Genomic DNA, 25,139 nt, shown 5'->3' on the forward strand with positions numbered 1-25,139 from the left:
CCCACAAGAAAACCAAGGAATTTCCATGAAGAACAAGAAACTCGCCCTGCTCGCCGCGGCAACGGCCCTGACATTGCTCTCAGTTCAAGGCGCTTACGCGCAGAAGAAATACGACACCGGCGTCACCGACACCGAGATCAAGATCGGCAATGTCGAGGCCTATTCCGGTCCCGCCTCCGCCTACGGCATCATCGGCAAGACCGAGGAAGCCTATTTCAAGATGATCAACGATCAGGGCGGCATCAACGGCCGCAAGATCAACTGGATCTCCTATGACGACGGCTACTCGCCGCCGAAGACGGTGGAGCAGATCCGCAAGCTGATCGAGAGCGACGAGGTGTTCCTCGTCTTCAACGCGCTGGGCACGCCGACCCAGACCGCCGTGCAGAAATATCACAACGCCAAGAAGGTGCCGCAGCTGTTCCTGGCCACCGGCGCCAGCAAGTGGAACGATCCGAAGAACTTTCCATGGACCATGGGCTTCCAGCCCAGCTATCGGGTCGAGGCCCAGATCTTCGCAAAGTACATTCTGAAGGAGAAGCCGGACGCGAAGGTTGCGATCTTCTATGCCAATGACGATTTCGGCAAGGACTACCTCGCCGGCATCAAGGACGTTTTCGGTGACAAGGCATCGAAGCTGATCGTGGCCGAAGAGAGCTACGAGACGTCGGAGCCGTCGATCGATGCCCATATCGTCAAGCTCAAGGGCACCGGCGCCGATGTCTTCGTCAACATCGCCACCCCGAAATTCGCAGCTCAAGCCATCAAGAAGATCGCGGAGCTGGAATGGAAGCCGATGCACCTGATGACCGACGTCTCGGTGTCGATCGGTGCGGTGATGAAGCCGGCCGGCCTGGAGGCCTCCGAAGGCGTGCTGTCGGCCGGCTATCTGAAGGATGCGTCGGATCCGCAATGGAAGGACGACGAGGGCATGAAGAGGTTCATGGCCTTCATCGACAAATACATGCCCGGCGCCAACATCTCGGACGCCAATCTGGTTTACGCCTACGCGGCGGCCCAGACCATGGTGCAGGTGCTGAAGCAGTCGGGCGACAACCTGACCCGCGAGAACGTGATGAAGCAGGCCGCCAGCCTGAAGGACTTCGTCCCCGACACGCTGATCCCCGGCATCAAGATCAACACGTCGGCCAACGACTTCGCGCCGATCGAGCAGCTCAAGATGTGGCGGTTCAAGCAGGGCCAGTGGGAGCTGTTCGGCGATATCATCAGCGCCGAAACCGGCGGCTAGAGCATGATCCGGAAAAGTGCGAAGCGGTTTTCCGGAAAGACCTTGCGTAAACAACAACCTAAAGCGCGATGACGATTCATCCAAATCTCATCGCGCTTTAGCCCCGCATCATTGCCGGACCATTTCTTGCGGATCATACCGACAGAAACACTGCAAACGGTTCTTCCAGCGTGCGCCGCAGATGTTTCCGGTACAGTGCATGGTTGCCGTCGTCAGGGCCGACCCGGCCGAGAGACGGGTTCGGGACATTCCGGAGCGGCACGTAAGCGATTGGCGCCGCGATCGGGGTCAGTTGCGAGCCGGGGCCGGCGCGGAGCGTCGAGATGATGCCGTACATCTCGCCGTTCACCGTCGGCCGCGACACCGTGATCACCCGGTGCTGGCCGTGCTTGATGATGACGAGATAGATGAAGCCGGACTGATGCGGCACCGCGACCTCGCCGGTATGCTCATAGGCGGCATCGGTCCGCTCGCCCTCGCGAAAGACCAGCGAGGAGATCTTCGGCTCCCAGACGATCTCGGTGCGATAGGCGAAGATCGCGTTCTTGTCGCCGAACGACGGCCGCAGCGTGATGTAGACGTCCTCGAGCCAGGTCACGGCACGATGCGCATAGGAGCCGAGGCTGTCGGGCGCGACGTCGCTTGCGGCCGGGGGCGTCACCACAACGGCGTTTTTGCGCAAGGAGACACCGAGCGCCTGCTCCAGCCGCACGGTCGTCGCCAGCGTGAACGGCCGCCGTCCGCCAAGCACCTTTTCCAGCGTCGAGAGGCTGAGCTTGGCCTGCTCGGCCAGCGCCTGCCGGGAGATCCGGCGTCTCGCCAGCTCCTCGCGAATGGTCTCTGCGATCTCGCGGCTCTGCTCGTCCGAAAGCTGCCTGTCGTTGAGTTTGTCCTGCGTCTGCATCGTGGCCCTGCTCCAGGACAGCCATTCTAGCAGGGCGGACAAACCAGCACAAAACCGCACATGACCGTCCCGGCAGCGGCATGCCGGGCCGGCTGCGGCGGAACATTGCCGATCATTCTGCTCGCGACATCAGGCCCTCCCGGCAGATGCTTTGGGCCAGCGAACATGCTTCGGGAGCAGGCCAAATGGACACCTACGACACCGCCGACAGCGACGAGCACCCCATGCTGGGCCGGCTGATCAAGCTCGGATTGTTTCTCCTCGTGCAGGGCATCGCGGTGATGCTGGTCGCCTTCGTGGCCCTGCTGGTGAGTTTTGAGCCCGGATGGTCGGCGACGACAGAGCAGGCGAGCCTGCTCCAGCCTGGCGATGCCAAATCCGGAACGCTCCTGCTGAAGGAGGATGGCGCCTATACCGAAGCGATCCGCCTCGGCACCGATGTCGACATCACGGTGTCAGGTCCGACGCTGCGCGCCCGCGTCACCCAGATCTTCCGCAACCCGACCAAGGACTGGGTCGAGGCGACCTATGTCTATCCGCTCGCGACCGGCGGCGGCGTCGATACGCTGAAGATGGTGGTCGGCGACCGCGTCATCGTCGGCGACATCAAGGAGCGGCAGCAGGCGCGCGTGATCTACGAGCAGGCGCGCCGCGCCGGCCAGAAGGCCGCGCTCACCGAGCAGGAGCGGCCGAACATCTTCACCAACTCGGTCGCCAATATCGGCCCCGGCGAAACCGTGCTGGTGCAGATCGAATATCAGGAGCCGGTACACCAATCCGGCAACGAATTTTCGCTGCGGCTGCCGCTGGTGGTCGCACCGCGTTACAATCCGGCGCCGATCGTGCAGAGCGTCGACTTCCGGCAGGACGGCTCCGGCTGGGGCGCGACCAGTTCGGACCCGGTGCCGGACCGCGACCGGATGTCACCGCCGGTGCTGAATCCTGCGAACAAGGCGCCGGTCAACCCGACCAGCATCACGGTGCGCCTCAAGGCCGGCTTTGCGCTCGGCGAGGTCAGGAGTCACCACCACAACGTCAAGCTCGAGAGCCCGGATACCACGACGCGTGTCGTCACGCTCGCCGACGGCGCCGTCCCCGCCGACCGCGATTTCGAGCTGACCTGGAAGCCGGCCGCGGAGAAGGCGCCCTCAGTCGGCCTGTTCCGCGAACGTGTCGGCGATGCCGATTATCTGCTCGCCTTCGTCACCCCACCCAGCGCCGAGCAGGCAACGCAGAAACCGCTGCCGCGCGAAGTGGTGTTCGTGATCGACAATTCCGGCTCGATGGGGGGCACCTCCATCGTTCAGGCCAAGGCGAGCCTGCTTTACGCGCTCGGCCGCCTCCAGCCCAATGACCGCTTCAACGTGATCCGCTTCGACGACACCATGGACGTGCTGTTCTCTACCTCCGTGCCGGCCGACCCCGCGCATCTCGGCGAAGCACTCGCTTTCGTGAATGGATTGCAGGCGCGCGGCGGTACCGAGATGGTGCCGGCGATGCGCGCGGCGCTGATCGACAAGCTCGGCGACACCAACATGGTTCGCCAGGTCGTGTTCCTGACTGACGGCGCGATCGGCAACGAGCAGCAATTGTTCGAGACCATCACGGCAATGCGCGGCCGCTCGCGCGTGTTCATGGTCGGCATCGGGTCCGCGCCCAACACCTATCTGATGACGCGCGCCGCCGAGCTCGGCCGCGGTGCCTTCACCCATATCGGCTCTGTCGAGCAGGTCGAGGAGCGGATGCGCGGCCTGTTCGCCAAGCTGGAGAACCCGGCCGTGACCGGCCTCAGCGCAAGATTCTCCGAAGCCAAGGCCGACGTCACGCCGGCGATCATTCCCGACGTCTATCGCGACGAGCCGCTGGTGCTGGCGGCAAGGCTCGACAAGCTCGCAGGCTCGCTCGAGATCAAGGGCCGCGTCGGCGACCGGCCGTGGTCGGTGACGCTGCCGCTGCAAAATGCCGCCGAAGGCAAGGGCCTGTCGAAGCTCTGGGCGAGGCGCAAGATCGGCGATGCCGAAGTCGCGCGCACCCTGCGCGAGATGACGCCCGAAGACTCCGACAAGGCGATCCTGGCGCTGGCGCTCGATCACCAGATCGTCACGCGCCTGACCAGTCTCGTCGCCGTCGACAAGACGCCGAGCCGTCCCGAAGGCGAGCCGCTCAAGCTCAGCGAGTTGCCGATCAACCTGCCTGCGGGGTGGGATTTCGAGAAGGTCTTTGGCGAGCGGCCGCATCTGACGCCGACGCAGCTGCGCGAGCGCCACGCAGATGCGCGCGACCAGCCTTCGGCAAGGCGGCCGACCCCAGCAGCGCCCGATGCGATCCGTCTTCCCAAGACTGCAACTTCGGCCGAGCTGAAGATGATCGCAGGCATCATCCTGATCATGCTCGCCCTGATCCTGTTCGTGTTCAACCGGCGTCGGCCCTTGCTCACCGACGCTGCTTGAGAGAGGAGCCCCCGACTCCTCTGTTAGCGCGCGCGGTCGCCCGTCCCGTAACCAACGGCCGCGCGCGCCTTTTTCTCTTGCTGTCATTGCGAGCGGAGCGAAGCAATCCAGAGTCTTTCCGCAGGGGCAGTCTGGATTGCTTCGCTCCGCTCGCAATGACGATGGTGGAACAATGCCCCGCCTCATCTCTCCCCTGGCCCTCGCCATAGTCGGCGCCATCATGTTCGGCGACGGCGCCTACATCCATGCCAAAGCCTGGCTCGCGCAGGTGCTGCTGGAGCGCGCGTTCGACAGGAGCATTGCGACCGGCGCGGTGGTCAAGCCTTGGTCATGGGCCGACACCTGGCCGGTCGCGCGGATCGAGGTGAAACGGATCGGCGCCAGCGCGGTCGTGCTGGACGGTGTGAGCGGCCAGGCGCTCGCGTTCGGACCCGGTCATATCCGCCAAACGGCTGATGCGGGCGAGCGCGGTATTGCCGTATATGCCGCCCATCGCGACACACATTTCCGCTTCTTGCGGAATGTTGCCATTGGAGATGTCATCGATGTCACACGCAGGGACGGCAAGCATTTCCGCTATCGCGCGGATTCCTCCACCGTGGTTCGCTTCGATGAATTTGGCATCGATCTCGCGACGCAGGATTTCGAGCTGGTGCTCGCGACCTGCTGGCCGTTCGACGCCGTCTCGTCTGGTCCTGAACGCTACGTTCTGCACGCGACCCTGATCGGACCTGATGAATAGCGCTTCGCAATCGAGGCCTCTGGCAGAGATTGATCGCACCTCATGGAATCGCTGAACTGATGTCATCGCCGCGAGACCTGAAAGAATGACCGATTGATTTTTTGACGCTGCAATTTCAGGACAAGCGATAATGGGCGACCAGCTTGGCTCGGCTTCGATCCGACACAGATGCAGATCCGGCGCGCCATCGCTCCCTATCTCGCCAAGCAACTCGCCTGTCACTACGCCTACAAGCTGAACCTGCTGCGCTACTGACGTCGCAGCACGTCGCAAGACCGTTCGCACTTTCGCCAAAACTCTGGTGATGCTAGCCTTGACGTGACGTCTCGCCATTCCGCCACGCGGGATGAAGCGATGAGTCCCGCCAGACCTCGGCGCCCGAGTACGCGCTGCAACAAGAACAAGAGGTGAGCATGGAAGCTCAGGTGCCTGCTGCGTCGACGTCTCCCCGCCCATGGTCTCCGCCACCCGATGCAAGCGATGTCGTCAAGGGCATCCACGCCATGCTGCATCCGCACAACATCGTGCTGGTGGGGGCCACCGACAAGCCCGGCAATTACGCCGAGCGCATCTGGAACAATCTTGTCAAATACGGCTACGAGGGCGGGCTCTACCCGGTCAACGCCAAGCGCGAGACCATCTGGGGCGTGCCCTGCTACAAGGACTTTGCGAGCCTTCCCGAAAAGCCCGACCACGTGCTGGTGCTGGTGCCGGCGCGCTTTGCCGTGCAGGTGATCCGCGACGCTGCGGCGGCCGGCGCGCGTTCGGCCACTATCGTCACCTCGGGCTTCAGCGAGTTGCAGGATGCGGAGAGCCAGAAGCTCGCCGCCGAATTGCAGGCGGCGGTGCGCGAGACTGGCCTTGCCGTCACCGGACCGAACTGCCTCGGCAATTTGAGCGCGGGCGAAAAGCTGTTCACCAATATCGACGATCGCATCGTCACCATGGAACAGGGCGCGGTGGCGATTGCTGGCCAATCCGGCGCCATCGTCATGGCGATCCGGCAGGCGCTGGAAGATCGCGGCGTCGGGGTCGGCTACATGGTGACGACCGGCAACGAGACCGGGCTCGAGACGCCGGACCTGATGCGCTATTTCGCCGAGGATCCGAGCATCCGCGTGATCGTCGTCTACCTCGAAGGCGTGCGCAACACCAAGGCGTTCCGCGACGCCTGCAAGGCGGCGCGTGCCGCAAGCAAGCCGGTGATCGCGCTCAAGCTCGGCTCTTCCGAAGGCGGCCGCGCGGCAGCGATGGCGCATACCGGCGCGCTCGCCGGCTCGATCGAGACCTTCGACGCCATCGCAACGCGCGAGGGCGTGATCCGAGTCGGCGGGCTCGACGAGCTGCTCGAGACCACCGAATGCTTCGTCCACTCGGTCGTGCCCAAGGGTGACCGGCTCGCCGCCGTCACGTTATCAGGCGGCAAGCGCGGCATGCTGCTTGATGCCTTCTATGCCGAGGGTCTGAACTTTGCGCCGCTGAGCCCGCACGTCGGTTCCGAACTGGCAAGGATGCTCGGGCCGGGCTCGATCGTCGGCAACCCGCTCGACGCCGGCTTTGCCGCGGTGGTCGATCCCTCCGTCTACATGAAGTCGATCAAGCTGATGATCGACGATCCCGATATCGACATCGTCATCATCGATGCCGAGCTGCCCAAGGCACCACACGAGCAGCGCGAGCGTAATTTGCGCATCGTCAACGAGATGGCGAGCCGGGCTTCAAAGCCTGTGATCTACATCAGCGCGATGTCGATCGGCTTCACCGAATTCACCAAGAACTTGCGCAAATCGCTGCCGCATCTCGCGGTGATGCAGGGCATGGACCGCGCGGTGACCGCGATCAAATCGCTGCTCACCTATGCCAGCTTACGGAAAGAGGTGCCCGACATCGTCTCCAGCTCCAAGCCTGCCGCGCGCGCGGTGCTGGAGAAGGCGCTGAAAGCGGCGAACGGCGCCGCGCTCGACGAGGTCGCCTCGAAGAAGCTGCTGAAGGCCTATGGCATACCGATCTCCAAGGAGGCCATCGCGCAGACCGCGGCGGAGGCCGCGAAGATCGCCAAGCAAATCGGCTTCCCGGTCGTGGCGAAGGTCGTCAGCGCCGAGATCCTGCACAAATCCGACATCGGAGGCGTGGTGCTGAACCTCAACAGCGCGGCGGAGGTCAAGAAGGCGTTCGCCGACATTACCGCGCGGGTGGCGAAGCTGAAGGGCAAGCCGAAGCTCGATGGCATTTTGATCGCGCAGCAGGTCAAGGCCGACCTGGAGCTCGTGGTCGGCGCCTCGCTCGATGCCGAGATGGGGCCTGTGGTGCTGTTCGGCACCGGCGGCATCGACATCGAGCTGATGAAGGACGTCGCACTCGCCGGCGCGCCGCTGGACGAGGCCGAGGCGCGGCTCCTGATCGGCCGCACCAAGGCCGGCATCAAGATGCGCGGCTATCGCGGCAAGCCTGCCCTGCACGAGGTCTCCGCGGTGAAGGCGCTGGTCGGCCTTTCCAATCTGATCGCGGATGCCGGCGACCGGATCGCATCGATCGACATCAACCCGTTCCTGATCAATGCCAAGACGGGTGTGGCGGTCGATGCCCTGATCGTGCTGAACAATGCCGCGGCAAAACGCGCCGCGGGGCATTGATGCCATAGGGCGGATTAGTCGTTAACCCGCCCCGCGTATCATTGCGGCCTTCTTCCAACCTCCTCGTTTTGGCCGTAAAATCTCCCGCATGGCACGCGCGAGCAATCTCGTCATCGGAACCGCGACGTTGGCGGTGATCGCCGTGGTATTCGGCGGGCTGCTCGGCGTGCAGAAATGGCGCACGATCCAGAGCCGCAGCCAGCTGCGCGTGGTGTTCGAGGGCGGCTCCGCCAGCGGCCTGCGCCGCGGCGGCCCAGTGAATTTCGACGGCGTGCCCGCGGGCCAGATCCTCTCGATCAAGCTGGACAGTCCGCGCAGGATCGTGGCGCTGGTGATGCTCGACAACACCGCGCCGATCCGCAAGGACACCGTCGCCGGCATCGAGTTCCAGGGCCTCACCGGCGTTGCCGCGATCTCGCTGGTCGGAGGCGCGCCCTCCGCGCCGCCGGTGCCGCTGGACACGGACGGCATCCCCGTGCTGACCGCCGATCTCAGCGACGCCGAATCCATCGTCGAGACCCTGCACAGCGTCGACCGCACCATCGTGAGCAACGCCCCCGCGATCAAGGAGGGCCTGCGCACATTCGAGACCCACACCGCCGATCTCCGCAGCAAGGGCGGTGAGATCGATTCCGTGATGGCCAAGGTCGACAGCGCCTTTGCGGGATTCGACAAGGCCGTCACCAAGATCGAGGGCGTGGTACCCGGCTTCGTCGACGGCAAGGCCGACGAACTGTTCGAGAAGGTGCAGGGGCTGCGTGAGCTCGCCGACACCATGAGAAAGAAATCGGCTGTTTACATCGAGGACATCCGCCGCTCGCTGCTCGACGTCAGCGAGACCGCCAACAAGATGGCGGGCATCCCCGTCGCACCGCGGCCGCCGCGCAGGCCCGAGCAGCCAAAGCGGTGATGCGCTCTTACCCTCTCCTGGAGGGGGAGGGTCGATCGCGCGCAGCGCGAGCGGGGTGGGGTGATCTCTCAACTCGGGCAGTGCAATGGGGGATAGACTGTCACCCCACCTCGGTTCGCATTGCGCTTCGCTCCATGCGAACCGATCCTCCCCGTCCGGGGGAGGATGGCAATCCCGCCGTTGCCGATCGACCTCGCCTCACCACGCGTAGCGCACGAGGCCCTTGCCGGAGTAGGAACGGGTGACGTTCGAGAACTCGCCCTCGAAGGTCGCCGACGCGGACCAGCCGTTCATCCAGTTCATCTGCACCGCCGCCGTGGTCAGCGCGGAATCGCGCGCCTGCGCGGCGCCGTTCACGACGAAGGCGGAGCCCGGCAGCGTCTGGAACACCGCGCCGACGGTGCGATCCGGATTGTAGTCATGCGCCCAGGCGAGCCGGCCGCGCAGGGTCATCAGCCCGCCGGCCGCGGCGAACGACTGATCCGCGCGCAGGCCAAGCTCAGTGCGGGTGCTGGTCACATCCTTGGCGGCATAGTTGAGCACGAAGGTGCTGTTGCCAACCACCGCGAACTCCGAATAGTTCGGAAGGCTGAACATGGTGGCCTGCAGCGCCGCATAGGGCGTGAGGCCGATCCACGGCATGGCATAGCGATAGCCGCCCTCGATGCGGCCCGAGAGGGCGTTGGCATTGAACTGCGCACGCAGCTGGTCGACGCCGGCAGCGGTGACGATGCGGTTGGTGGTGACGTCCTGCCAGCCATAGGCCAGCGCGGCCGTGACATAGGCCGGTCCCGCGGTGTGACGCACGAAGGCGCCGGCCTGGAACAGGTCGGAGCGGCCCCAGCCGAGCCCGTTGACACTGAATCCGGTACCACCGCCGGCAAGCGCAAAGCCAGCGATGGTCGCGGGCGAGAAGCGATAATCAAGACCGACCGCGGTGCCATAGATGCTGCTGGTGGTGTTGTTCGAGCCGAGCGCCACATGGCCGTCGGTGGTCTGCGAGCCGCCGAAGCCGGCCGCCCAGACGTCCCAGCGCTGCGCGAAGCTCGCAGCCGGCGCCTTGCGGTAGATCGAGGCAAAGGCGTCGCGCGCGTCCTTGCCTCGCGCGGCGTAGGCACTCGCATTCGTCTCCTCGGCCAGCGGCGTCGCACCGGGCGCGCCGCTGCGCCCCGAGCCGAACGGATCGGTCAGGAGCCCGAGGAACTGGTTCATCGCGTTGAACGTGGTCTGCTGCGATCCCGTGCCCGATTCACCGGAGGCCTGGGTGAGACCGGCCGGCGAGAGATTGGCAAGCGCGACCGGGAGGCTGCCGGTGCGATCGAAATAGCGCGTCAGCGCGTTGGCGACGTTCTGCTGGTTGATATTGAGGCCGGAGCCGTAGCTCAGCGACAGATCGAGGAAGACGTCGTGCGGATCATAGCTCAGCACCGCCTTCAGGCTCGGCGAGAGCCCCGCAACGACCGGATTGAACCTATCGGGGAGCGTCGTCGCAGTCAGGATCGTGTAGTGCTTCGCGATCGAGCCGGTCGGGACGACCACGACCGTTGCACCGCCAAGCGTCGCCATTCCCGTCACCGCCGCAAGGCCGTTGCTGGCGCCCGAGACCTGCACCAGGTAGCTCGACGCCGACGTGAATGTGAGGTCGCCGGACACGGTAAGCGTGCCGGTCGGATTGCCCGGCGCCAGTGTACCGCCATTGACGGTGGTCGTGCCGACCGTGCCGACGCCGCCGAAGGTACCACCGCTCGCGACGGTCACGGTGCCGTTGATGGCGCCGACGAGCAGAAGCGTACCGCCGAGCACGTTCCAGTCCTGATTGCCGGTGCCGGTCACGGTCCAGGTCGAGCTGTCGACCTTGTTGAAGGTCGCAAAGCCGGCGTACTGGAGACCGGTGCCGATGTCGCTGAGATTGAACGTATCCTTGCCGGTGCCGCCGAGCTGGAAGGCGCCGGTGCCAGAGCCAAGCACCTGGCCCTTGATGATGCTGCCCGGGCCGAGCGTCAGCGCGCTCGGGCCGCAGCTGCAGAACTCGATCGCCGCCAGACCGGTCGCGGCGTTGATGGTGCCCGAGTTGAACACGCTTCCGCCGCCGCTCAGGTTGATGCCGACACCGCCAGTCCCGACGGTGATGGTGCCGGTATTGACGACCTGGCTGGTCGGGCTGAACGAGTTCACGCTGATGCCGACGCCGCCGGCGCCGACGGTGATCGTGCCGCTCTGGCTGATGATGGCCCGATCACCCGCCACGGAAATGCCGGCCGATGCGGTATTCCCCGCCGTGATCGTACCGCCGTTGGTCACCTTGACATCATCGCCGAGCGCGGCGATGCCAACGCCGGCATTGCCGGCCGTGATTGAGCCAAAGTTGCTGACGGTCTGGACGTTGCCTTGCAGGAAGATGCCGGCGGCGAACTGCCCGACCGTGATCTTGCCGGTGGCGGTGTTGACGACCGTATTGTTGTTGCTGATCGCCAGAATGCCGCCGGAGAATCCGGCGGATGAGCCGACCGTGATCGTGCCGGCATTGGTGATGGTCGCGCCGCCAAACGCAAAAATGCCCCTTGCACTGTCGCCGCCCGTGATCGTGCCCGTCTCGGCGTTGGTGATCGTGTTGTTCTGGCCCGAGAAGATGCCCGCCCCCGACGCGCCGACAGACAGCGCTCCACTGTTGGTGACGGTGTTGCTGTCGCCGACCGAGATCGCGGCACCGTTGTCACCTGTCGTGATCGTTCCGGCATTAGCGACGACGTTGTGGTCGATCACCTGGATGCCGAGGCCGTTGTCCAGCACCGTGATGCGGCCGTTGTTGGTCACCGTGTTCGAATATCCGGCGCCGATGCCGGTCAGGCCCGAGCCAGCCGAGAGAATGCCGTTGTTGACGACCGTGCTGGTATTGTTGACGCCGATCGAGACCGTCCCGTTGTCGTTCACGGTCGCGCCGGAGAGCATGTTGACATTGAGGCTGTCGACCCCGACCCCGGCCTGAAAGCCATCCGCGTCCGTGCCGCTACATGTAACGGTCTGGCCGCTGATGGCCGGATCAGGCGCGCAGAGCGCGTTGGCCGGCGTCGTGCAAAGGCTGAGGCCGACGAAGACCGCCGATACGCTGAAAAGCGACGCAGCAACGGATCGGCGCAGTCGATTCTGCCGCCTCCAAAGCCCCTCGCCTTGCACGCCACACCCCCCGTTCGCAGCAATTCCGCCGGGAACTTAGGTCATGACGAGGCTCCATAACACTACGGCAGCCTCAAAATGCGTCCGTTTGCCCTACAGCCGGGGCAGAATCCGACCGCCTTGTTGCAACCGCGCCACGCTTTTGCCGCGCAGAATGATCAATCCGCGCATGTGCGGCGTGTGCAGTCCTGTCGCAGTGTTGACCGCCGTTCACATGAACCCCGATCGTCCAAGGCGATCGCTAGCGCACCTCACCCATACACGAACGCCTTGTCGTCCAGATCGGTCTTCGGGATCTCGTCCTTCTCGGTCCAGTAATCCTGGCTGTGCTGCCATTCCGGCTTGTCGCCGCGCTTCGGCAGCAGGTTCATGCTGCGCATGATGTATCCGGCGTTGAAGTTTTCCGGATCGATCCAAGGCAGAATCGGCATGTTGTGGTCTTCGGGGCGCAAGCTCACCTCGACCTTCTTCGTACCCTTCGCCTTCATGTGGCCGAGCAGCCGGCAGACAAAATCGGCGACGAGGTCGACGCGCAGCGTCCAGCTGGCGCGGAAATAGCCGAACACCCAGGCCATGTTCGGCACGCCCGTGAACATCATGCCGCGATAGGTGACGGTGTCGCCGAAGGCGAGCGGCTTGCCATCGATCTCGAAGGCGATGTCGCCGAGCGCCGAAAGGTTGAAGCCGGTCGCAGTGACGATGATATCGGCCTCGAGCAGCTTGCCCGATTTGAGCTGGATGCCGTTCTCGACGAAGCACTCGATCTCGTCGGTGACGACGGAGGCCTTGCCGCTGGCGATGCCCTTGAACAGATCGGCATCCGGCACGAAGGCGATGCGCTGCCGCCATGGCCGATAGGTCGGCGTGAAATGCGTCTCGACGTCGTAGTCCGCGCCGAGCACTGCGCTGATCTGGCCGATCAGCTCCTTCTTCACCTGCTCGGGCTTGGAGATGCAGAGCTTCGTGAACGCATCCTGCTCGAACAATATCTTGCGGCGGACGATCTCGTGAATCCAGGCCGCGTCGACCTGAAGCCGTCGCAGCTCCTCGGCGATCTCGATGGCGTTGCGGCCGAGGCGGAAATAGGTCGGCGAACGCTGCAGCATGGTGACATGCGCACATGTGTCGGCGATGTTCGGCACCAGCGTCGCCGCGGTCGCGCCCGAGCCGATCACGACCACTTTCTTGTTCGCGAGATCGATATCGTCAGGCCAGGTCTGCGGATGGACGATGCGGCCCTTGAAACGATCCATGCCCTTCCATTCCGGTGTGTAGCCTTCGGAATGGCGATAATAACCCTGGCACATCCAGAGGAAATTCGCGGTGAAGGTCTTTGACTCCCCGGTGTCGGTGGTGACCGCCTCGATGGTCCAGAGATTCTGCTCGCTCGACCAGCTCGCCGAGTTGATCTTGTGCTTGTAGCGGATATGCCGGGCGATATCGTTGTCGTCGATCACCTCTTTCATGTAGGTGAGGATTTCTTCGGCGGTCGCGATCGGCGGGCCGACCCAAGGCTTGAAGCTGTAGCCGAAGGTGTGGAGGTCGCTGTCGGAGCGAATGCCGGGATAGCGATGCGTGCTCCAGGTGCCGCCGAACGTCGCCTGCGTTTCCAGGATGACGTAGCTCGTGCCCGGAAGCTGCTTGGTGAGGTGGTAAGCGCTGCCGATGCCGGAGATGCCGGCGCCGACGATCAGCACGTCGAAATGTTCAGAGGCCTGCTTGGCCGTGGCGTGACTGCGAACAGCGACATTCATTGTTGCTTCTATGCCTTGCTTGTTTTTGTGGCCGCCCTTGATGGACGACGCGTTTCCTCCGCGACGGGCATGGTCGCCCACCGCGCTTCCGCATTAAAATGACATAGATCAATTCGCGATCAAACTACAACGCCGCGCCCCAGCTCCGCGCGGTCTGCAAGATCCAGTCGCGATAGAGCGTGAGCGGCGTGACGCCGGTCAAGCCGCCGCAGCCGGCGGCGCCATTCGGTCCTGTGGACCAGCTGATGAGACCGACCAGCACGGTACCATTCGGCTTGTCCTCGAACACGGGCCCGCCGGAATCGCCGGTGCAGGCGCCGATTCCGTCGCGAACACCGTTGGTTACGGGATCGACCAGGCGAATTTGAAGCGTGCCGGGCTGACCTGTCGCGACGAGACCGGCAACGCGTGTGGTGCCGCCGCTCTTGCCGTCACCGCGCACCGTGACACCGATACCGGCGATGACGAAGCGGCCGCCGACCTGGATTGGAATATTCGGCGCACCGACCACGACCGTCGATTTTCCCTTGAGTGGAATATCGAGTTGCAACAGCGCCACGTCGGCAGTGGCGCGATGTGCCTGCATCGCCTGCATGTTGAAGCTCGGATGGATCGCGACGGTGCGCACGTTCAGCAATTGCGGCGCACCGTCGGTGCCGCGATCAACGATCTTGTAGTCCGCGCCCGGCTGCACGCAGTGCGCCACCGTCAGCACGATTTTCGGCGCGATCAGGCTGCCGGTGCAGAAATTGCCGCGCGAGCCCACTATGGTAATGACCGCGCGCGCAACGCCGTCGGCCTGCGGCGTGCCGCCGCCGACGATGGCATGAGCGGGGGTGGCGAGCAGAGCGGCAATGATGAGGGCTGCGAGCTTCTTCATGGAACACGTATTGGAGCGGAGCCGATGCGGCGCGGATTGCTTCGGACTGGTCCTTGCCGATAGCGCATGCTAGCGCTCTTGGAAAGGAATTGACGAGGGCAGGACAGTGGCGATCGAGGCAGTGATCTTTGATTTTGGCGGCGTTTTGACCAGCTCGCCGTTCGAGGCGTTCACGCGGTTCGAGACGGAGCGCGGATTGCCCGCCGACATCATCCGCCGCACCAACGCTGCCAATCACCTCGAAAACGCCTGGGCCAAGTTCGAGCGGGCCGAGGTCGATATCGACACGTTCGATGCCTTGTTCGCGGAGGAGTCACGCGCACTCGGCGCGGAAGTGCGCGGCCGCGATGTGCTGCCGCTGCTCCAGGGCGATCTGCGCCCCGAGATGGTCGAGGCGCTCAAGCGCATCAAGGCGCAATTCAAGACCGGCTGCATCACCAACAATCTGCCGGCCAACGCGATCGGCAGCATGACCGGACGCTCGCTCTACATTGCCGAGGTGATGGTGCTGTTCGACCATGTGATCGAATCCGCCAAGATCGGCCTGCGCAAGCCCGACCCGCGCATCTACCAGCTGATGGTGGAGACGCTGAAGGTTGATCCGAAGACCTGCGTCTATCTCGACGACCTCGGCGTCAATCTGAAACCGGCGCGCGAGATGGGCATGACGACGATCAAGGTCACCAGTGGCGCGCAGGCGATCCGGGAGCTCGAGGCGGCGACAGGGTTAAAGCTGGCCTAGTTCACAAATGCCGTAGGGTGGGCAAAGCGCAGCGTGCCCACCACTAGCAGATGGTGGGCACGGCGCTTCGCGCCTTTGCCCACCCTACAGCACCTACTCCGCGGCAGCAGCGATCCGCTCCGGAAACGCAGCTGCCAGCGCGGCTCGATCCGGCTTCAACACGCCGCGCTCGGTGATCAGGCCCGTCACCAGCCGCGCGGGCGTCACGTCGAAGGCATAATTCGCGACCGGCGATCCATCCGGCACGATGCGCACGGTCTCCAACCTTCCATCTGCAGTGCGGCCGGTCATGTCGGTGACCTCGGTGCCGCTGCGCTGCTCGATCGGGATGTCGCGGATGCCGTCATCGACGGCGAAATCGATGGTCGGCGACGGCAGTGCGACGTAGAACGGCACGCCGTTGTCATGCGCGGCAAGCGCCTTCAGATAAGTGCCGATCTTGTTGCAGACATCGCCATTGGCGGCGACGCGGTCGGTGCCGACGATGGCGAGATCGACCATGCCGTGCTGCATCAGGTGTCCGCCGGTGTTGTCGGGGATCACGGTGTGCGGCACGCCGTGATGGCCGAGCTCCCACGCTGTCAGCGAGGCGCCCTGGTTGCGCGGGCGCGTCTCGTCGACCCAGACATGGACCTTGATGCCACGCTCATGCGCGAGATAGATCGGCGCCGTCGCCGTGCCCCAATCGACGGTCGCGAGCCAGCCGGCATTGCAATGAGTGAGCACGTTGACCGTTTCGCCCGGCTTCTTCGCCGCGATCGCCTCGATCAGCTCCAGGCCGTTGCCGGCGATGCCGCGGTTGATCTCGACATCCTGCTCGACGATCTCGTCGGCACGCGCATAGGCGGCTTCCGCCCGCTCAACCGGATCGATCGGTTCGAGCGTCGCGCGCATCTCGTCGAGCGCCCATTTCAGATTGATCGCGGTCGGCCGCGCCACGACGAGTGTGTCGTAGGCGCGCTTCAGGCCGGCATCGGAGGCGTCCTCGCGCATCGCAAGCGCCATGCCATAGGCCGCGGTGGCACCGATCAGCGGCGCGCCGCGCACCAGCATATCGCGGATGGCGACGGCCGCGTCCTCGCACGACGTCAGCTTCGCAACGACGAACTCGTGCGGCAGTCGGCGCTGGTCGATCGCGCCGACCGACCAGCCGTCGCGCTCGCGCCAGATGCTGCGGAAATGCTTGCCGTCGACCTTCATGGCGTTCTGCCTTTTCGTTCTTCTTGCGTCTCAGCCGCGCAGGATGCGCCCGGCCACAGCGTCGAGCTTCTTCAGAAGCTCGAGGTCGCGCGCCTCGGGCGCGGTGATCAGCGCGGTGTCGAGCGCGCGGTCCGAGCCGATCGGGCACGGCTCGTGCTCGCGCGGGAAATCCTTTGCCAGCCGCGCCACCAGCGCCTTGGCCTTGTCGGCGTTCGAGTTCAGCACGCGGATGATATCCTGCACGGTGACGGCGTCGTGATCGGGATGCCAGCAGTCGAAATCGGTCACCATCGCGACGGTGGCGTAGCAGATCTCGGCCTCGCGGGCGAGTTTCGCCTCGGGCATGTTGGTCATCCCGATCACGGAATAGCCCAGCGTCTTGTAGGTCATGCTCTCCGCATAGGTGGAGAATTGCGGGCCCTCCATGCAGACATAGGTGCCGCCGCGCGCGATCGCGATGCCCTCGGCTTCGGCCGCCGCAGCAAGATGGATGCGCAAGCGCGGCGAGACCGGATGCGCCATCGACACATGGGCGACGCAGCCCCGGCCGAAGAAAGAGCTCTCGCGCTTGTGGGTGCGGTCGACGAACTGATCGACGAGAACGAACGTGCCCGGCGGCAGTTCCTCTTTGAACGAGCCGCAGGCCGAGAGCGAGATCAGGTCGGTGACCCCGGCGCGCTTCAGCACGTCGATATTGGCGCGATAGTTGATGTCGGAGGGCGACAGCCGGTGGCCCTTATCGTGCCGCGGCAGGAACACGATGGGCAGGCCTGCGATGGAGCCACGCCGGAGCGGCGCCGACGGCTCGCCCCAGGGGCTCTTGATCACCTCTTCGTGTGCGCCTTCGAGGCCCGGCAGATCGTAGATGCCGGAGCCGCCGATGATGCCCAATACCGCCTGCGCCATGCCTGCTCCACCCTGTTCGCTACGTGCGACATGGTTAAGCTATGCCAGTTTTGCGGCGATTTTGGAACGGGGATAGTCGGGGGATGGCGGTGCTGTGAGAAGCGGTGGTGCCGGCCTCACACTCAGTGTCGTCCCTGCCTAGTGCGCAATTGCGCACTAGGCAGGGACGACACCGGCGGGAGAGTTGCAGCCTAATTAAGCCGCGGTCGCCAGCTTCAGCTGGGTCGCAACCATGCGCTCCAGCGTCTCGACGGACCGGAAATTATCCGGCGTGATCTCGGCTTGCGGGATGGTGAAGTCGAACTCGGCTTCGACGCCGAGCATCAGATTGACCATGTCCATCGAGGTCAGGCCGACGTCGACGAGCTTCGCCTGTGGCTTGACATCAGCGCTGAGCGAATTCTGCTCGAGGATGCCCTTCACCAGCTTGATGATGCGATTGCGCAAATCGGTATCGAAGGCCTGCATCGGTAAATTCCCATCTGTTATCAAAGGTCGGACCGGTCGCCGGCTACGATGGGCACGGCCAGCCGATCTCGCAATGGGCGTCACCATTACTTCGCGTTTCTTAGTAAACGATGACTCAGATTGTCTGGAATTCGCCCTTCTTCCAGAACCCTAACGCGACCTCCAGATTTCCAGCGACGCAAACAACCCGACTTTAACTGTCCATTCGGAATCGGGCTTCGTTTACCCTCTATTTCATCGACGAATTTGAATTAAATCCCTAGCCTCTCCCACAAGCAAAGATGATCGGAGGATCGCGCCAAGCGGCATCGCGAATGATGCCGGCGATCCTGAACGACAAACCGGAGGCGGACGAGTATGAACGTGCGTGAAGCGGTCCTCACTGTCGACGAAACACAAATGAGTTTTCTCGAGCAGGGTCCCTCCCTGATCGAGCGCGCCGCCCGGACCGCCGCTGCGGCGGCCGCCGACGCAGACGGCGTCGATCGCGACGCCCGCTTTCCTCATAAGGCTTTCGACGTCGCGCGCGAGCAGAAACTGCTCGGCGTCATGATCCCGGTCGAGTTCGGCGGCTTCGGTGCCTCGATCCACGACGTCACCGACATCTGCTACACGCTCGGGCGCGCCTGCGCCTCGACCGCGATGATCTACGCGATGCACACGACAAAGGTCGCCTGCGTGACCAGGCATGGCCACGGTATTCCCTGGATGGAAACCATGATGCGGCGGGTCGCGCGCGACCAGTGGCTGCTCGCCTCCTCCACCACCGAAGGCCAGAACGGCGGCAACATCCGCGCCAGCGCGGCCGCGGTCGATCACGCCGGCGACACCATCTCGCTGGTGCGCGACGCCACCGTGATCTCCTACGGCGCCGAGGCCGACGGCCTCGTCACCATCGCCCGCCGCGCCACCAATGCCGCCGCTTCCGACCAGGTGCTGCTGGCGCTCGCTAAGGACGACTATTCGCTGAAGCAGACCCAGGGCTGGGAAACGCTCGGCATGCGCGGCACCTGCTCGACCGGATTCGAGCTGAAGGTCGACTGTCCCGCCGACCGCGTCTTCCCCGAGGCTTATGACAAGATCCATGCCCAGACCATGACGCCGTTCGCGCATCTGTGCTGGTCGTCGGCCTGGGCCGGCATTGCCGCCGCCGCCGTCACGCGCGCGCAGGCCTTCATTCGCAAGGCGGCACGCTCGTCCGGCGGTCAGATGCCGCCGGCCGCCGCCCATTTCACCGCCGCAAAGATGTCGCTCGCAAAACTGCGCGCGCTGATCGCGGCCAATATCGAGGCCTTTGCCCGCGCCGAGCACGACGAGCGCGCGCTCGGCTCGCTCGACTTCCAGTCCTCGATCACGCTGCTCAAGGTGCAGGCCTCCGAGCTCGCGGTCGAGACCGTGATGCACGCGATGCGCACCGCCGGCCTCTCCGGCTACCGCAATGACGGCGAGTTCACCATGGGCCGCCACCTGCGCGACGTGCTGTCGTCGCCGATCATGATCAACAACGACCGCATTCTGGCCAACGCCGCGACCTCGACGTTGATGAGCGGCGTGCCGGCAAGCCTTCACGACTGAAACAACAAGAACAATTTTTCAGATAGCAGGACACCATTCCATGAACATTGCCGTCCTCCCCAACTCGCCCGAGACCGCGCCCGAGATCGCCGATCCGCTCGATCATCTCGCCGACAAGCTGTTCCACCGTATGGGCTCGGACGGCGTCTATGCCCGCACCGCGTTCTATGAGGGCGTCGTCGAGAAGCTCGCCGCGCTGATCACTCGGCATCGCGAGGCCGGTACCGAAGCGCTGCGCTTCCCGCCGGTGATGAGCCGGGCCCAGCTGGAGAAATCAGGCTATCTCAAGAGCTTTCCGAACCTGCTCGGCTGCGTCTGCGGCCTGCACGGTACCGAACGCGAGATCAATGCCGCGGTGAGCCGCTTCGATGCCGGCGGCGACTGGACCACCTCGCTCTCGCCCGCCGACCTCGTGCTCTCGCCCGCCGCCTGCTATCCGGTCTATCCGATCGCGGCGAGCCGCGGCCAGTTGCCTAAAGGCGGCCTGCGCTTCGACGTCGCCGCCGACTGCTTTCGCCGCGAGCCGTCAAAGCATCTCGACCGGCTGCAATCGTTCCGGATGCGCGAATATGTCTGCATCGGCACGCCCGATGACGTCGCCGATTTCCGCGAGCGCTGGATGCTGCGCGCGCAGAAGATCGCGACCGACCTCGGCCTGACCTTCCGCGTCGACTATGCCAGCGATCCGTTCTTCGGCCGCGTCGGCCAGATGAAGGCGGTGAGCCAGAAGCAGCAGCAGCTCAAGTTCGAGCTCTTGATCCCGCTGCGCTCGGAAGAGCAGCCGACCGCCTGCATGAGCTTCAACTATCACCGCGAACATTTCGGCACGACCTGGGGCATCCAGGACGCCAATGGCGAGCCCGCGCACACCGGCTGCGTCGCCTTCGGCATGGATCGCCTCGCCGTCGCCATGTTCCACACCCACGGCACCGACCTTTCCGCCTGGCCCGCCAAGGTGCGGGAGATCATGGGCATGCAGCCGCACGTCGCGACTGAAGCCCATGGCGAAGGCTGGCGCTAACTAAACTCACGAGGCCTCCCATTTCCACGGGCAAGACGAGCGTGATCCACACCAAGGTCCGATGCCGCGAGATCACCGAAGCCGACGTCGAGGCGGTCGCGGACCTGTTGACGCGCGGCTTCGTCGGCCGCTCGTACAATTACTGGATCCAGGGCCTGCGCCGTCAGGCCTTCCGGCCCGTGCCGGAGGGCTATCCGCGCTTCGGCTACATGCTCGACAATGACGGCACGCCGGTCGGCGTGCTGCTGCTGATCTACACGGCGCGGAAGGTCGGCGAGGAGACCGCCATCCAGTGCAATTTGTCGAGCTGGTATGTCGATCCGGCCCACCGCAACTATGCGCCGCTGCTGACCAAGATCGCGCAGCGGCACAAGGACGTCACCTATCTCAACATCAGCCCGGCGCCGTGGACCTGGCCGATCATCGAGACCCAGGGTTTTCGCGCCTATTGCCGCGGCATCTTCTTCTCCGTGCCGGCGCTGTCGCGCGCCCCGCGCTGGAGCAAGATCGAGGTCATCCCGCAGCACGCCAAGACCATCGAGGGACTTTCCGCCGAGGAGACCGAGCTGTTGACGCGGCATGCGCGCTACAATTGCCTCAGCCTGGTCGTCCGAACGCCGAAGGGAACGTTCCCGTTCATCCTGCAACCGGTGCGCATCCGCCGCGGCTTCATCGCGCCGCCCGCGATGAAGCTGATCTATTGCCGCAGCGCCGCCGAATACGCCGCCTGCGCCGGCCGCATCGGCCGGCTCTTGCTGCGGCTCGGCAAGATCTCGGTCGCGGTCGATTCCAACGGCCCGATTCCCGGCCTCGCCGGCCTTTATACCGAGCGGCGCGGCCGCAAATATTTCAAGGGCCCGCATCGCCCGCAACTCGGCGACCTCACGGATACGGAGCTCGTGCTGTACGGGCCGTAGGAATCGAGCCAAACATCCGCTGTCGTCCGTGCGAACGCAGGGACGACGATGGGATTTGTTGCGCGCTCTCGGCTAACTCTGGCTCGCAGGCGCTTCCGCATTCGCGTGCCGACACACGCCTTTCCTCATTCCCAGTCACCCTCCGTAAACTACTGCGCTTAAGGGAATTTTCCCGCCTCTTCGCTACCCTCGGCGCCCGAATTACGTTGCGTTAAGTCTATTGCCCGCCGAGACCTCGCCGACCCCATGACGTCGACCCGCGACAATGAGCTTGGTGCACGCCGCGAGCAGGGCCCGGAGGCCCTGGTCGGGCTGAGCCAGCTTGCGCTCGACCACATGGAGCAGGGCGTCTGCGTCTATGATGCCGACAACCGGATCGTGCTGGTCAATCGACGCTACCTCGGCCTGTTCGACATGTCGGCCGAAATCGTGCGGGTCGGCACGAGCTACCGCGAGGTGCTTGCGCACAGCGCAAGGCGCGGCAACTTTCCCGAGGACGAGCTCGACACGCTGTATTCGGCGCGGATCGCGCAGATCGCAGCGGGCAAGCCGTTCCGGACCGAGCAGCGGCTTGCGACCGGCCTCGTCATGTCGCTCGAGCTCAAGCCGCTCCCCGGCGGCGGCTGGATGACGATCTGCGACGACGTCAGCCGCCTCGCCCGGCTCGAAGCGGAATTGCGTGTGCAGACCGAGCGCAGCCAGCACGCGCTCGCCAACATGTCGCACGGCCTCATCATGTATGATGCCGACAGCTGCGTCGTGGTCTGCAACGAACGCTTCCTGAACCTCTACGATCTCGACCCCGAGGTGGTGAAACCGGGCATCACGCACAGCACGGCCATTGACCATTGGCTGTCGCGCGGCAATTTGCCGGGCATGTCGGCCGACGAATTCCATGACACCAGGCTGGAGGACGTGCGCAGCAGGAAGGCGAAAACCCTGCTGGTGAAGCGCTATGACGGGCGGATGGTGCAGGCCGTCTCGCGCTTCCTGCCCGACGGCGGCTGGGTGACGGTGCACGAAGACGTCACCGATCGGCTGCAATACGAGGAGGCACTGCGGCAGCAGAACTTCATCCTCGATGCGGCGCTGGAGAACATGGCACACGGGCTCGCCTTCTACGACAGCGACATGCGCCTGCGCGTCTGCAACACCACCTACCGCACCATCTACCGGCTGTCGCCGGAGGAGACCAGGCCCGGCACGCATCTGGGCGAGCTGATCGAGCGATCGATGGTGAACGGCGCGTTCTCCTCGGAATACAGCCCGCAGCAGATCCTCGAAACCGCCCGCGCCCGGATCGCCAATCGCGACTCCTCGCCGATGCGCCGGAGCATGTCGAACGACACCGTGATCTCGGTGCGCTATTGCGCGCTGGCCGAGGGCGGCTTCGTCGCCACCTACGAGGACATCACCGAGCGCGAGCGCGCGGTCGAGGAGCTGAGCGAGCAATACCGCCGCTTCGACGCGGCGCTGAACAACATGAGCCAGGGCCTGTGCATGCTCGATGCAAGCCTGCGCGTCATCGTGTGCAACCGCCGCTACATCGAGATGTACGGCCTCTCCCCCGACGTGGTGAAGCCCGGCGTCTCGATGCGCGAGATCATGGAGCACAGCTGCGATCTCGGCATCCATCCGAACACGACCGCGGCCAAGCTCTATGCCGACTATGTCGAGCGGCTGCGGGAAGGCGAGCACACTCTGCACCGTCATTTGAGCGACGGCCGCATCATCAAGCTCAACCACAAGCGGATGGAGCATGGCGGCTGGGTCGTCACCTATGAGGACGTCACGGAGCGTCACAAGGCGCAGGCGCGCGTGGCGCACATGGCGCGGCACGATTCCCTGACTGATCTGCCCAACCGCACGCTGTTCCGCGAGAAGATGGGCGAGGGGCTGAACCAGGTGGCGATCGCCGGCGGCGCGATGGCGGTGCTCTGCTTCGACCTCGACAATTTCAAGACCGTCAACGACCGCCTTGGCCACGCTGCCGGCGACCGGCTGCTGCGCTGGGTCGCGGCGCGGCTAAAGGAGAATGTCGGCGAGAACGACACCGTCGCGCGCCTCGGCGGCGACGAATTCGCCGTGCTTCAGCGCGGGCCGCAGCCGGAATCGGCCGAGAAGCTCGCTCGCCGCCTGGTCGAGATCATCGGTCACCCGCCGGCGCTGGAAAGCCAGTCGATCCATGTCGGCGTCTCCGTCGGCATCGCGATCGCGCCCGATCACGGCCTCGATGCCGACGAGCTGATGAAATGCGCCGATCTCGCGCTGTACCAGGCCAAGGCCAAGGGCCGCGGCGCCTATCAGCTGTTCGAGCCCGAGATGGAGGAAGAGGCGCGCAGCCGCCACGCGCTGGAGCACGACCTGCGCGGCGCGCTGGAAGGCAGCCAATTCCATCTGGTGTTCCAGCCGCAGGTGCGGCTCGACACCACCGAGCTCACCGGTTTCGAAGCGCTGCTGCGCTGGAAACATCCCTCGCGCGGTTTCGTCTCGCCGGCCGAGTTCATTCCGATCGCGGAAGAGAATGGGCTGATCGTGCCGATCGGCGAATGGGTGCTGCGCACGGCCTGCGCCACGGCCGCCTCATGGCCTGATGTCACCGTCGCGGTGAACCTGTCGCCGGTGCAGTTCCGCTCGCGCGGGCTGGTCGCGATGGTCACGAGCGCGCTGGCGGAAGCCGGCCTGCCGCCGCAGCGTCTCGAGCTCGAGGTCACCGAGACCGCCCTCCTCGACGACAGCGAGGCGACGATCGAGATTTTGCACCAGCTCCGTGCGCTGGGCGTCCGCGTCAGCCTCGACGATTTCGGCGTCGGCTATTCCTCGCTGAGCTACCTGCGCAAGTTTCCGTTCGACCGCATCAAGATCGACCGCTCCTTCGTCGGCACGCTCGGCGAAAGCCCCGAGAGCATCGCCATCGTCCGCACCATTGCCAGCCTCGGCTCCGTGCTCGGCGTCGAGACCACGGCGGAAGGCGTGGAGACCATCGAGCAGCTCGACTTCGTCCGCGAATGCGGCTGCACCGCGGTGCAGGGATATTATTTCGGCAAGCCGTGCCCGGCGGCCGAGGTCGGACGTACCATCGAGACGCTGAACGCGGTTCGCCGCGTGGCGTAAGCCGCAGCCATCAGTCTTCGCCAGGATCCTCGAGCCGGTCGCGCAGGGCGCCGATCAGGCGGTGGGCGATCTCGATCTCCTTCACAGACAAGCCATCCGCCAGGCCGTTGACCCACGGGACCTGCAAGCGGCCGGCGGCATCGTAGACCTGCCTGCCCTTGTCGGTGAGCACCACGAGCTGCGCCCGGCGATGATGCGGGTTGGTCTCGAACACGACGAGACCATCCCGCTCCAGATCGTTGACGATCCGCTGCACGTTCTGGCGATTGGCGCCGAGATTGCGCGCCAGCCAGGCGACCGGCTCGGGGCGCTCGGCATCGACGATCGCCCCGAGGATCTGCCAGCGGGCGCTGGTGAGGCCGAGCGAGGCGACCAGCCGGTCACCTGCGGTGAGAAGCAGGCCGTTGGCCCGGAACAGGTCGAGGATGAGGCCGGTCAGGGCATCGCCCGCCGGGGTGCGCTTGGTCTTGCTCATTTGCCTCGATTATTCCGTATTGACA

Annotated in this window: 18 protein-coding genes and 1 pseudogene; 11 read left to right on the top strand and 8 right to left on the bottom strand. The window is 64.7% G+C overall.

The window, feature by feature from the left end; genetic code table 11:
* The first annotated feature begins 25 nt into the window (after nt 1–25).
* The gene (locus tag AAFG16_RS45745) at nt 26–1,249 is read left to right on the top strand and encodes an ABC transporter substrate-binding protein (protein WP_283082712.1); all 1,224 of its coding nucleotides are present in this window, start codon (nt 26–28) and stop codon (nt 1,247–1,249) included.
* Between the two features lie 133 nt (nt 1,250–1,382).
* Here AAFG16_RS45745 and AAFG16_RS45750 read toward each other — a convergent pair whose 3' ends face one another.
* The gene (locus AAFG16_RS45750) at nt 1,383–2,153 is read right to left on the bottom strand and encodes a helix-turn-helix transcriptional regulator (RefSeq protein WP_283082713.1); all 771 of its coding nucleotides are present in this window, start codon (nt 2,151–2,153) and stop codon (nt 1,383–1,385) included.
* Nucleotides 2,154–2,338: 185 nt separating this feature from the next.
* Here AAFG16_RS45750 and AAFG16_RS45755 point away from each other — a divergent pair, with 185 nt between their 5' ends.
* The 5 genes and pseudogenes from AAFG16_RS45755 to AAFG16_RS45775 all read left to right on the top strand — a co-directional run bounded on the left by AAFG16_RS45755 (nt 2,339) and on the right by AAFG16_RS45775 (nt 8,888).
* Nucleotides 2,339–4,603, top strand: coding sequence for a marine proteobacterial sortase target protein (locus tag AAFG16_RS45755; protein ID WP_342735826.1), 2,265 nt, complete (start codon nt 2,339–2,341; stop codon nt 4,601–4,603).
* Between the two features lie 172 nt (nt 4,604–4,775).
* Nucleotides 4,776–5,345 carry a class GN sortase gene (locus tag AAFG16_RS45760; protein ID WP_342735828.1) on the top strand — a complete coding sequence of 190 codons (570 nt, stop codon included), beginning with the start codon at nt 4,776–4,778 and terminating at the stop codon, nt 5,343–5,345.
* Nucleotides 5,346–5,492: 147 nt separating this feature from the next.
* Nucleotides 5,493–5,600: pseudogene (locus AAFG16_RS45765) on the top strand (glycosyltransferase); the annotation flags it as partial.
* 158 nt (nt 5,601–5,758) lie between these two features.
* Nucleotides 5,759–7,978: an acetate--CoA ligase family protein gene (locus tag AAFG16_RS45770; RefSeq protein WP_342735830.1), complete on the top strand. Its 2,220-nt coding sequence runs from the start codon at nt 5,759–5,761 to the stop codon at nt 7,976–7,978.
* 88 nt (nt 7,979–8,066) lie between these two features.
* A complete protein-coding gene (locus AAFG16_RS45775) occupies nt 8,067–8,888 on the top strand; it encodes an MlaD family protein (RefSeq protein WP_283082717.1) in 822 nt (273 codons plus the stop codon).
* A gap of 198 nt (nt 8,889–9,086) precedes the next feature.
* On the opposite strand, the gene AAFG16_RS45780 is transcribed toward AAFG16_RS45775, so the two are convergent.
* The 3 genes from AAFG16_RS45780 to AAFG16_RS45790 all read right to left on the bottom strand — a co-directional run bounded on the left by AAFG16_RS45780 (nt 9,087) and on the right by AAFG16_RS45790 (nt 14,696).
* Nucleotides 9,087–12,062: an autotransporter domain-containing protein gene (locus tag AAFG16_RS45780; RefSeq protein ID WP_342735833.1), complete on the bottom strand. Its 2,976-nt coding sequence runs from the start codon at nt 12,060–12,062 to the stop codon at nt 9,087–9,089.
* A 251-nt stretch (nt 12,063–12,313) separates the two neighbouring features.
* Nucleotides 12,314–13,816 (bottom strand): NAD(P)/FAD-dependent oxidoreductase, encoded by a 1,503-nt coding sequence (locus AAFG16_RS45785; RefSeq protein ID WP_342735835.1) that lies wholly within the window; start codon nt 13,814–13,816, stop codon nt 12,314–12,316.
* Between the two features lie 124 nt (nt 13,817–13,940).
* Nucleotides 13,941–14,696: a trypsin-like serine protease gene (locus tag AAFG16_RS45790; RefSeq protein WP_342735837.1), complete on the bottom strand. Its 756-nt coding sequence runs from the start codon at nt 14,694–14,696 to the stop codon at nt 13,941–13,943.
* A 106-nt stretch (nt 14,697–14,802) separates the two neighbouring features.
* On the opposite strand from AAFG16_RS45790, the gene AAFG16_RS45795 reads away from it, so the two are divergent.
* Complete coding sequence (locus AAFG16_RS45795) at nt 14,803–15,438, top strand: HAD-IA family hydrolase (protein WP_342735839.1); 636 nt, start codon at nt 14,803–14,805, stop codon at nt 15,436–15,438.
* 93 nt (nt 15,439–15,531) lie between these two features.
* Here AAFG16_RS45795 and mtnA read toward each other — a convergent pair whose 3' ends face one another.
* The 3 genes from mtnA to AAFG16_RS45810 form a co-directional block, all read right to left on the bottom strand.
* On the bottom strand, nt 15,532–16,638 hold the full coding sequence (gene mtnA, locus AAFG16_RS45800; RefSeq protein ID WP_342735841.1) for an S-methyl-5-thioribose-1-phosphate isomerase: 1,107 nt from the start codon (nt 16,636–16,638) through the stop codon (nt 15,532–15,534).
* 30 nt (nt 16,639–16,668) lie between these two features.
* A complete protein-coding gene (locus AAFG16_RS45805; protein ID WP_342735843.1) occupies nt 16,669–17,544 on the bottom strand; it encodes an S-methyl-5'-thioadenosine phosphorylase in 876 nt (291 codons plus the stop codon).
* Between the two features lie 195 nt (nt 17,545–17,739).
* On the bottom strand, nt 17,740–18,012 hold the full coding sequence (locus tag AAFG16_RS45810; protein WP_342735845.1) for a phosphopantetheine-binding protein: 273 nt from the start codon (nt 18,010–18,012) through the stop codon (nt 17,740–17,742).
* Between the two features lie 357 nt (nt 18,013–18,369).
* Between AAFG16_RS45810 and AAFG16_RS45815 the strand changes: the two genes are divergently transcribed.
* The 4 genes from AAFG16_RS45815 to AAFG16_RS45830 all read left to right on the top strand — a co-directional run bounded on the left by AAFG16_RS45815 (nt 18,370) and on the right by AAFG16_RS45830 (nt 24,639).
* Nucleotides 18,370–19,587, top strand: coding sequence for an acyl-CoA dehydrogenase family protein (locus tag AAFG16_RS45815; protein WP_283082725.1), 1,218 nt, complete (start codon nt 18,370–18,372; stop codon nt 19,585–19,587).
* 40 nt (nt 19,588–19,627) lie between these two features.
* Complete coding sequence (locus AAFG16_RS45820) at nt 19,628–20,608, top strand: amino acid--[acyl-carrier-protein] ligase (protein WP_342735847.1); 981 nt, start codon at nt 19,628–19,630, stop codon at nt 20,606–20,608.
* 41 nt (nt 20,609–20,649) lie between these two features.
* Complete coding sequence (locus AAFG16_RS45825; RefSeq protein ID WP_342735849.1) at nt 20,650–21,525, top strand: acyl-CoA acyltransferase; 876 nt, start codon at nt 20,650–20,652, stop codon at nt 21,523–21,525.
* 246 nt (nt 21,526–21,771) lie between these two features.
* Nucleotides 21,772–24,639: a PAS-domain containing protein gene (locus AAFG16_RS45830; RefSeq protein ID WP_342735851.1), complete on the top strand. Its 2,868-nt coding sequence runs from the start codon at nt 21,772–21,774 to the stop codon at nt 24,637–24,639.
* Nucleotides 24,640–24,649: 10 nt separating this feature from the next.
* On the opposite strand, the gene AAFG16_RS45835 is transcribed toward AAFG16_RS45830, so the two are convergent.
* Complete coding sequence (locus AAFG16_RS45835) at nt 24,650–25,114, bottom strand: MarR family winged helix-turn-helix transcriptional regulator (RefSeq protein WP_342735853.1); 465 nt, start codon at nt 25,112–25,114, stop codon at nt 24,650–24,652.
* Nucleotides 25,115–25,139 lie beyond the last annotated feature (25 nt).

The organism is Bradyrhizobium sp. B117, from assembly GCF_038969555.1.
Lineage (GTDB): Bacteria > Pseudomonadota > Alphaproteobacteria > Rhizobiales > Xanthobacteraceae > Bradyrhizobium.

What these genes read in the sequence shown, in the direction of transcription:
- AAFG16_RS45810 (WP_342735845.1), bottom strand. Translation starts at nt 18,012, where the DNA reads ATGCAGGCCTTCGATACCGATTTGCGCAATCGCATCATCAAGCTGGTG.
- AAFG16_RS45760 (WP_342735828.1), top strand. Translation starts at nt 4,776, where the DNA reads ATGCCCCGCCTCATCTCTCCCCTGGCCCTCGCCATAGTCGGCGCCATC.
- AAFG16_RS45815 (WP_283082725.1), top strand. Translation starts at nt 18,370, where the DNA reads ATGAACGTGCGTGAAGCGGTCCTCACTGTCGACGAAACACAAATGAGT.
- AAFG16_RS45790 (WP_342735837.1), bottom strand. Translation starts at nt 14,696, where the DNA reads ATGAAGAAGCTCGCAGCCCTCATCATTGCCGCTCTGCTCGCCACCCCC.
- AAFG16_RS45770 (WP_342735830.1), top strand. Translation starts at nt 5,759, where the DNA reads ATGGAAGCTCAGGTGCCTGCTGCGTCGACGTCTCCCCGCCCATGGTCT.
- mtnA (WP_342735841.1), bottom strand. Translation starts at nt 16,638, where the DNA reads ATGAAGGTCGACGGCAAGCATTTCCGCAGCATCTGGCGCGAGCGCGAC.
- AAFG16_RS45775 (WP_283082717.1), top strand. Translation starts at nt 8,067, where the DNA reads ATGGCACGCGCGAGCAATCTCGTCATCGGAACCGCGACGTTGGCGGTG.
- AAFG16_RS45820 (WP_342735847.1), top strand. Translation starts at nt 19,628, where the DNA reads ATGAACATTGCCGTCCTCCCCAACTCGCCCGAGACCGCGCCCGAGATC.
- AAFG16_RS45755 (WP_342735826.1), top strand. Translation starts at nt 2,339, where the DNA reads ATGGACACCTACGACACCGCCGACAGCGACGAGCACCCCATGCTGGGC.
- AAFG16_RS45750 (WP_283082713.1), bottom strand. Translation starts at nt 2,153, where the DNA reads ATGCAGACGCAGGACAAACTCAACGACAGGCAGCTTTCGGACGAGCAG.
- AAFG16_RS45835 (WP_342735853.1), bottom strand. Translation starts at nt 25,114, where the DNA reads ATGAGCAAGACCAAGCGCACCCCGGCGGGCGATGCCCTGACCGGCCTC.
- AAFG16_RS45745 (WP_283082712.1), top strand. Translation starts at nt 26, where the DNA reads ATGAAGAACAAGAAACTCGCCCTGCTCGCCGCGGCAACGGCCCTGACA.
- AAFG16_RS45785 (WP_342735835.1), bottom strand. Translation starts at nt 13,816, where the DNA reads ATGAATGTCGCTGTTCGCAGTCACGCCACGGCCAAGCAGGCCTCTGAA.
- AAFG16_RS45805 (WP_342735843.1), bottom strand. Translation starts at nt 17,544, where the DNA reads ATGGCGCAGGCGGTATTGGGCATCATCGGCGGCTCCGGCATCTACGAT.
- AAFG16_RS45830 (WP_342735851.1), top strand. Translation starts at nt 21,772, where the DNA reads ATGACGTCGACCCGCGACAATGAGCTTGGTGCACGCCGCGAGCAGGGC.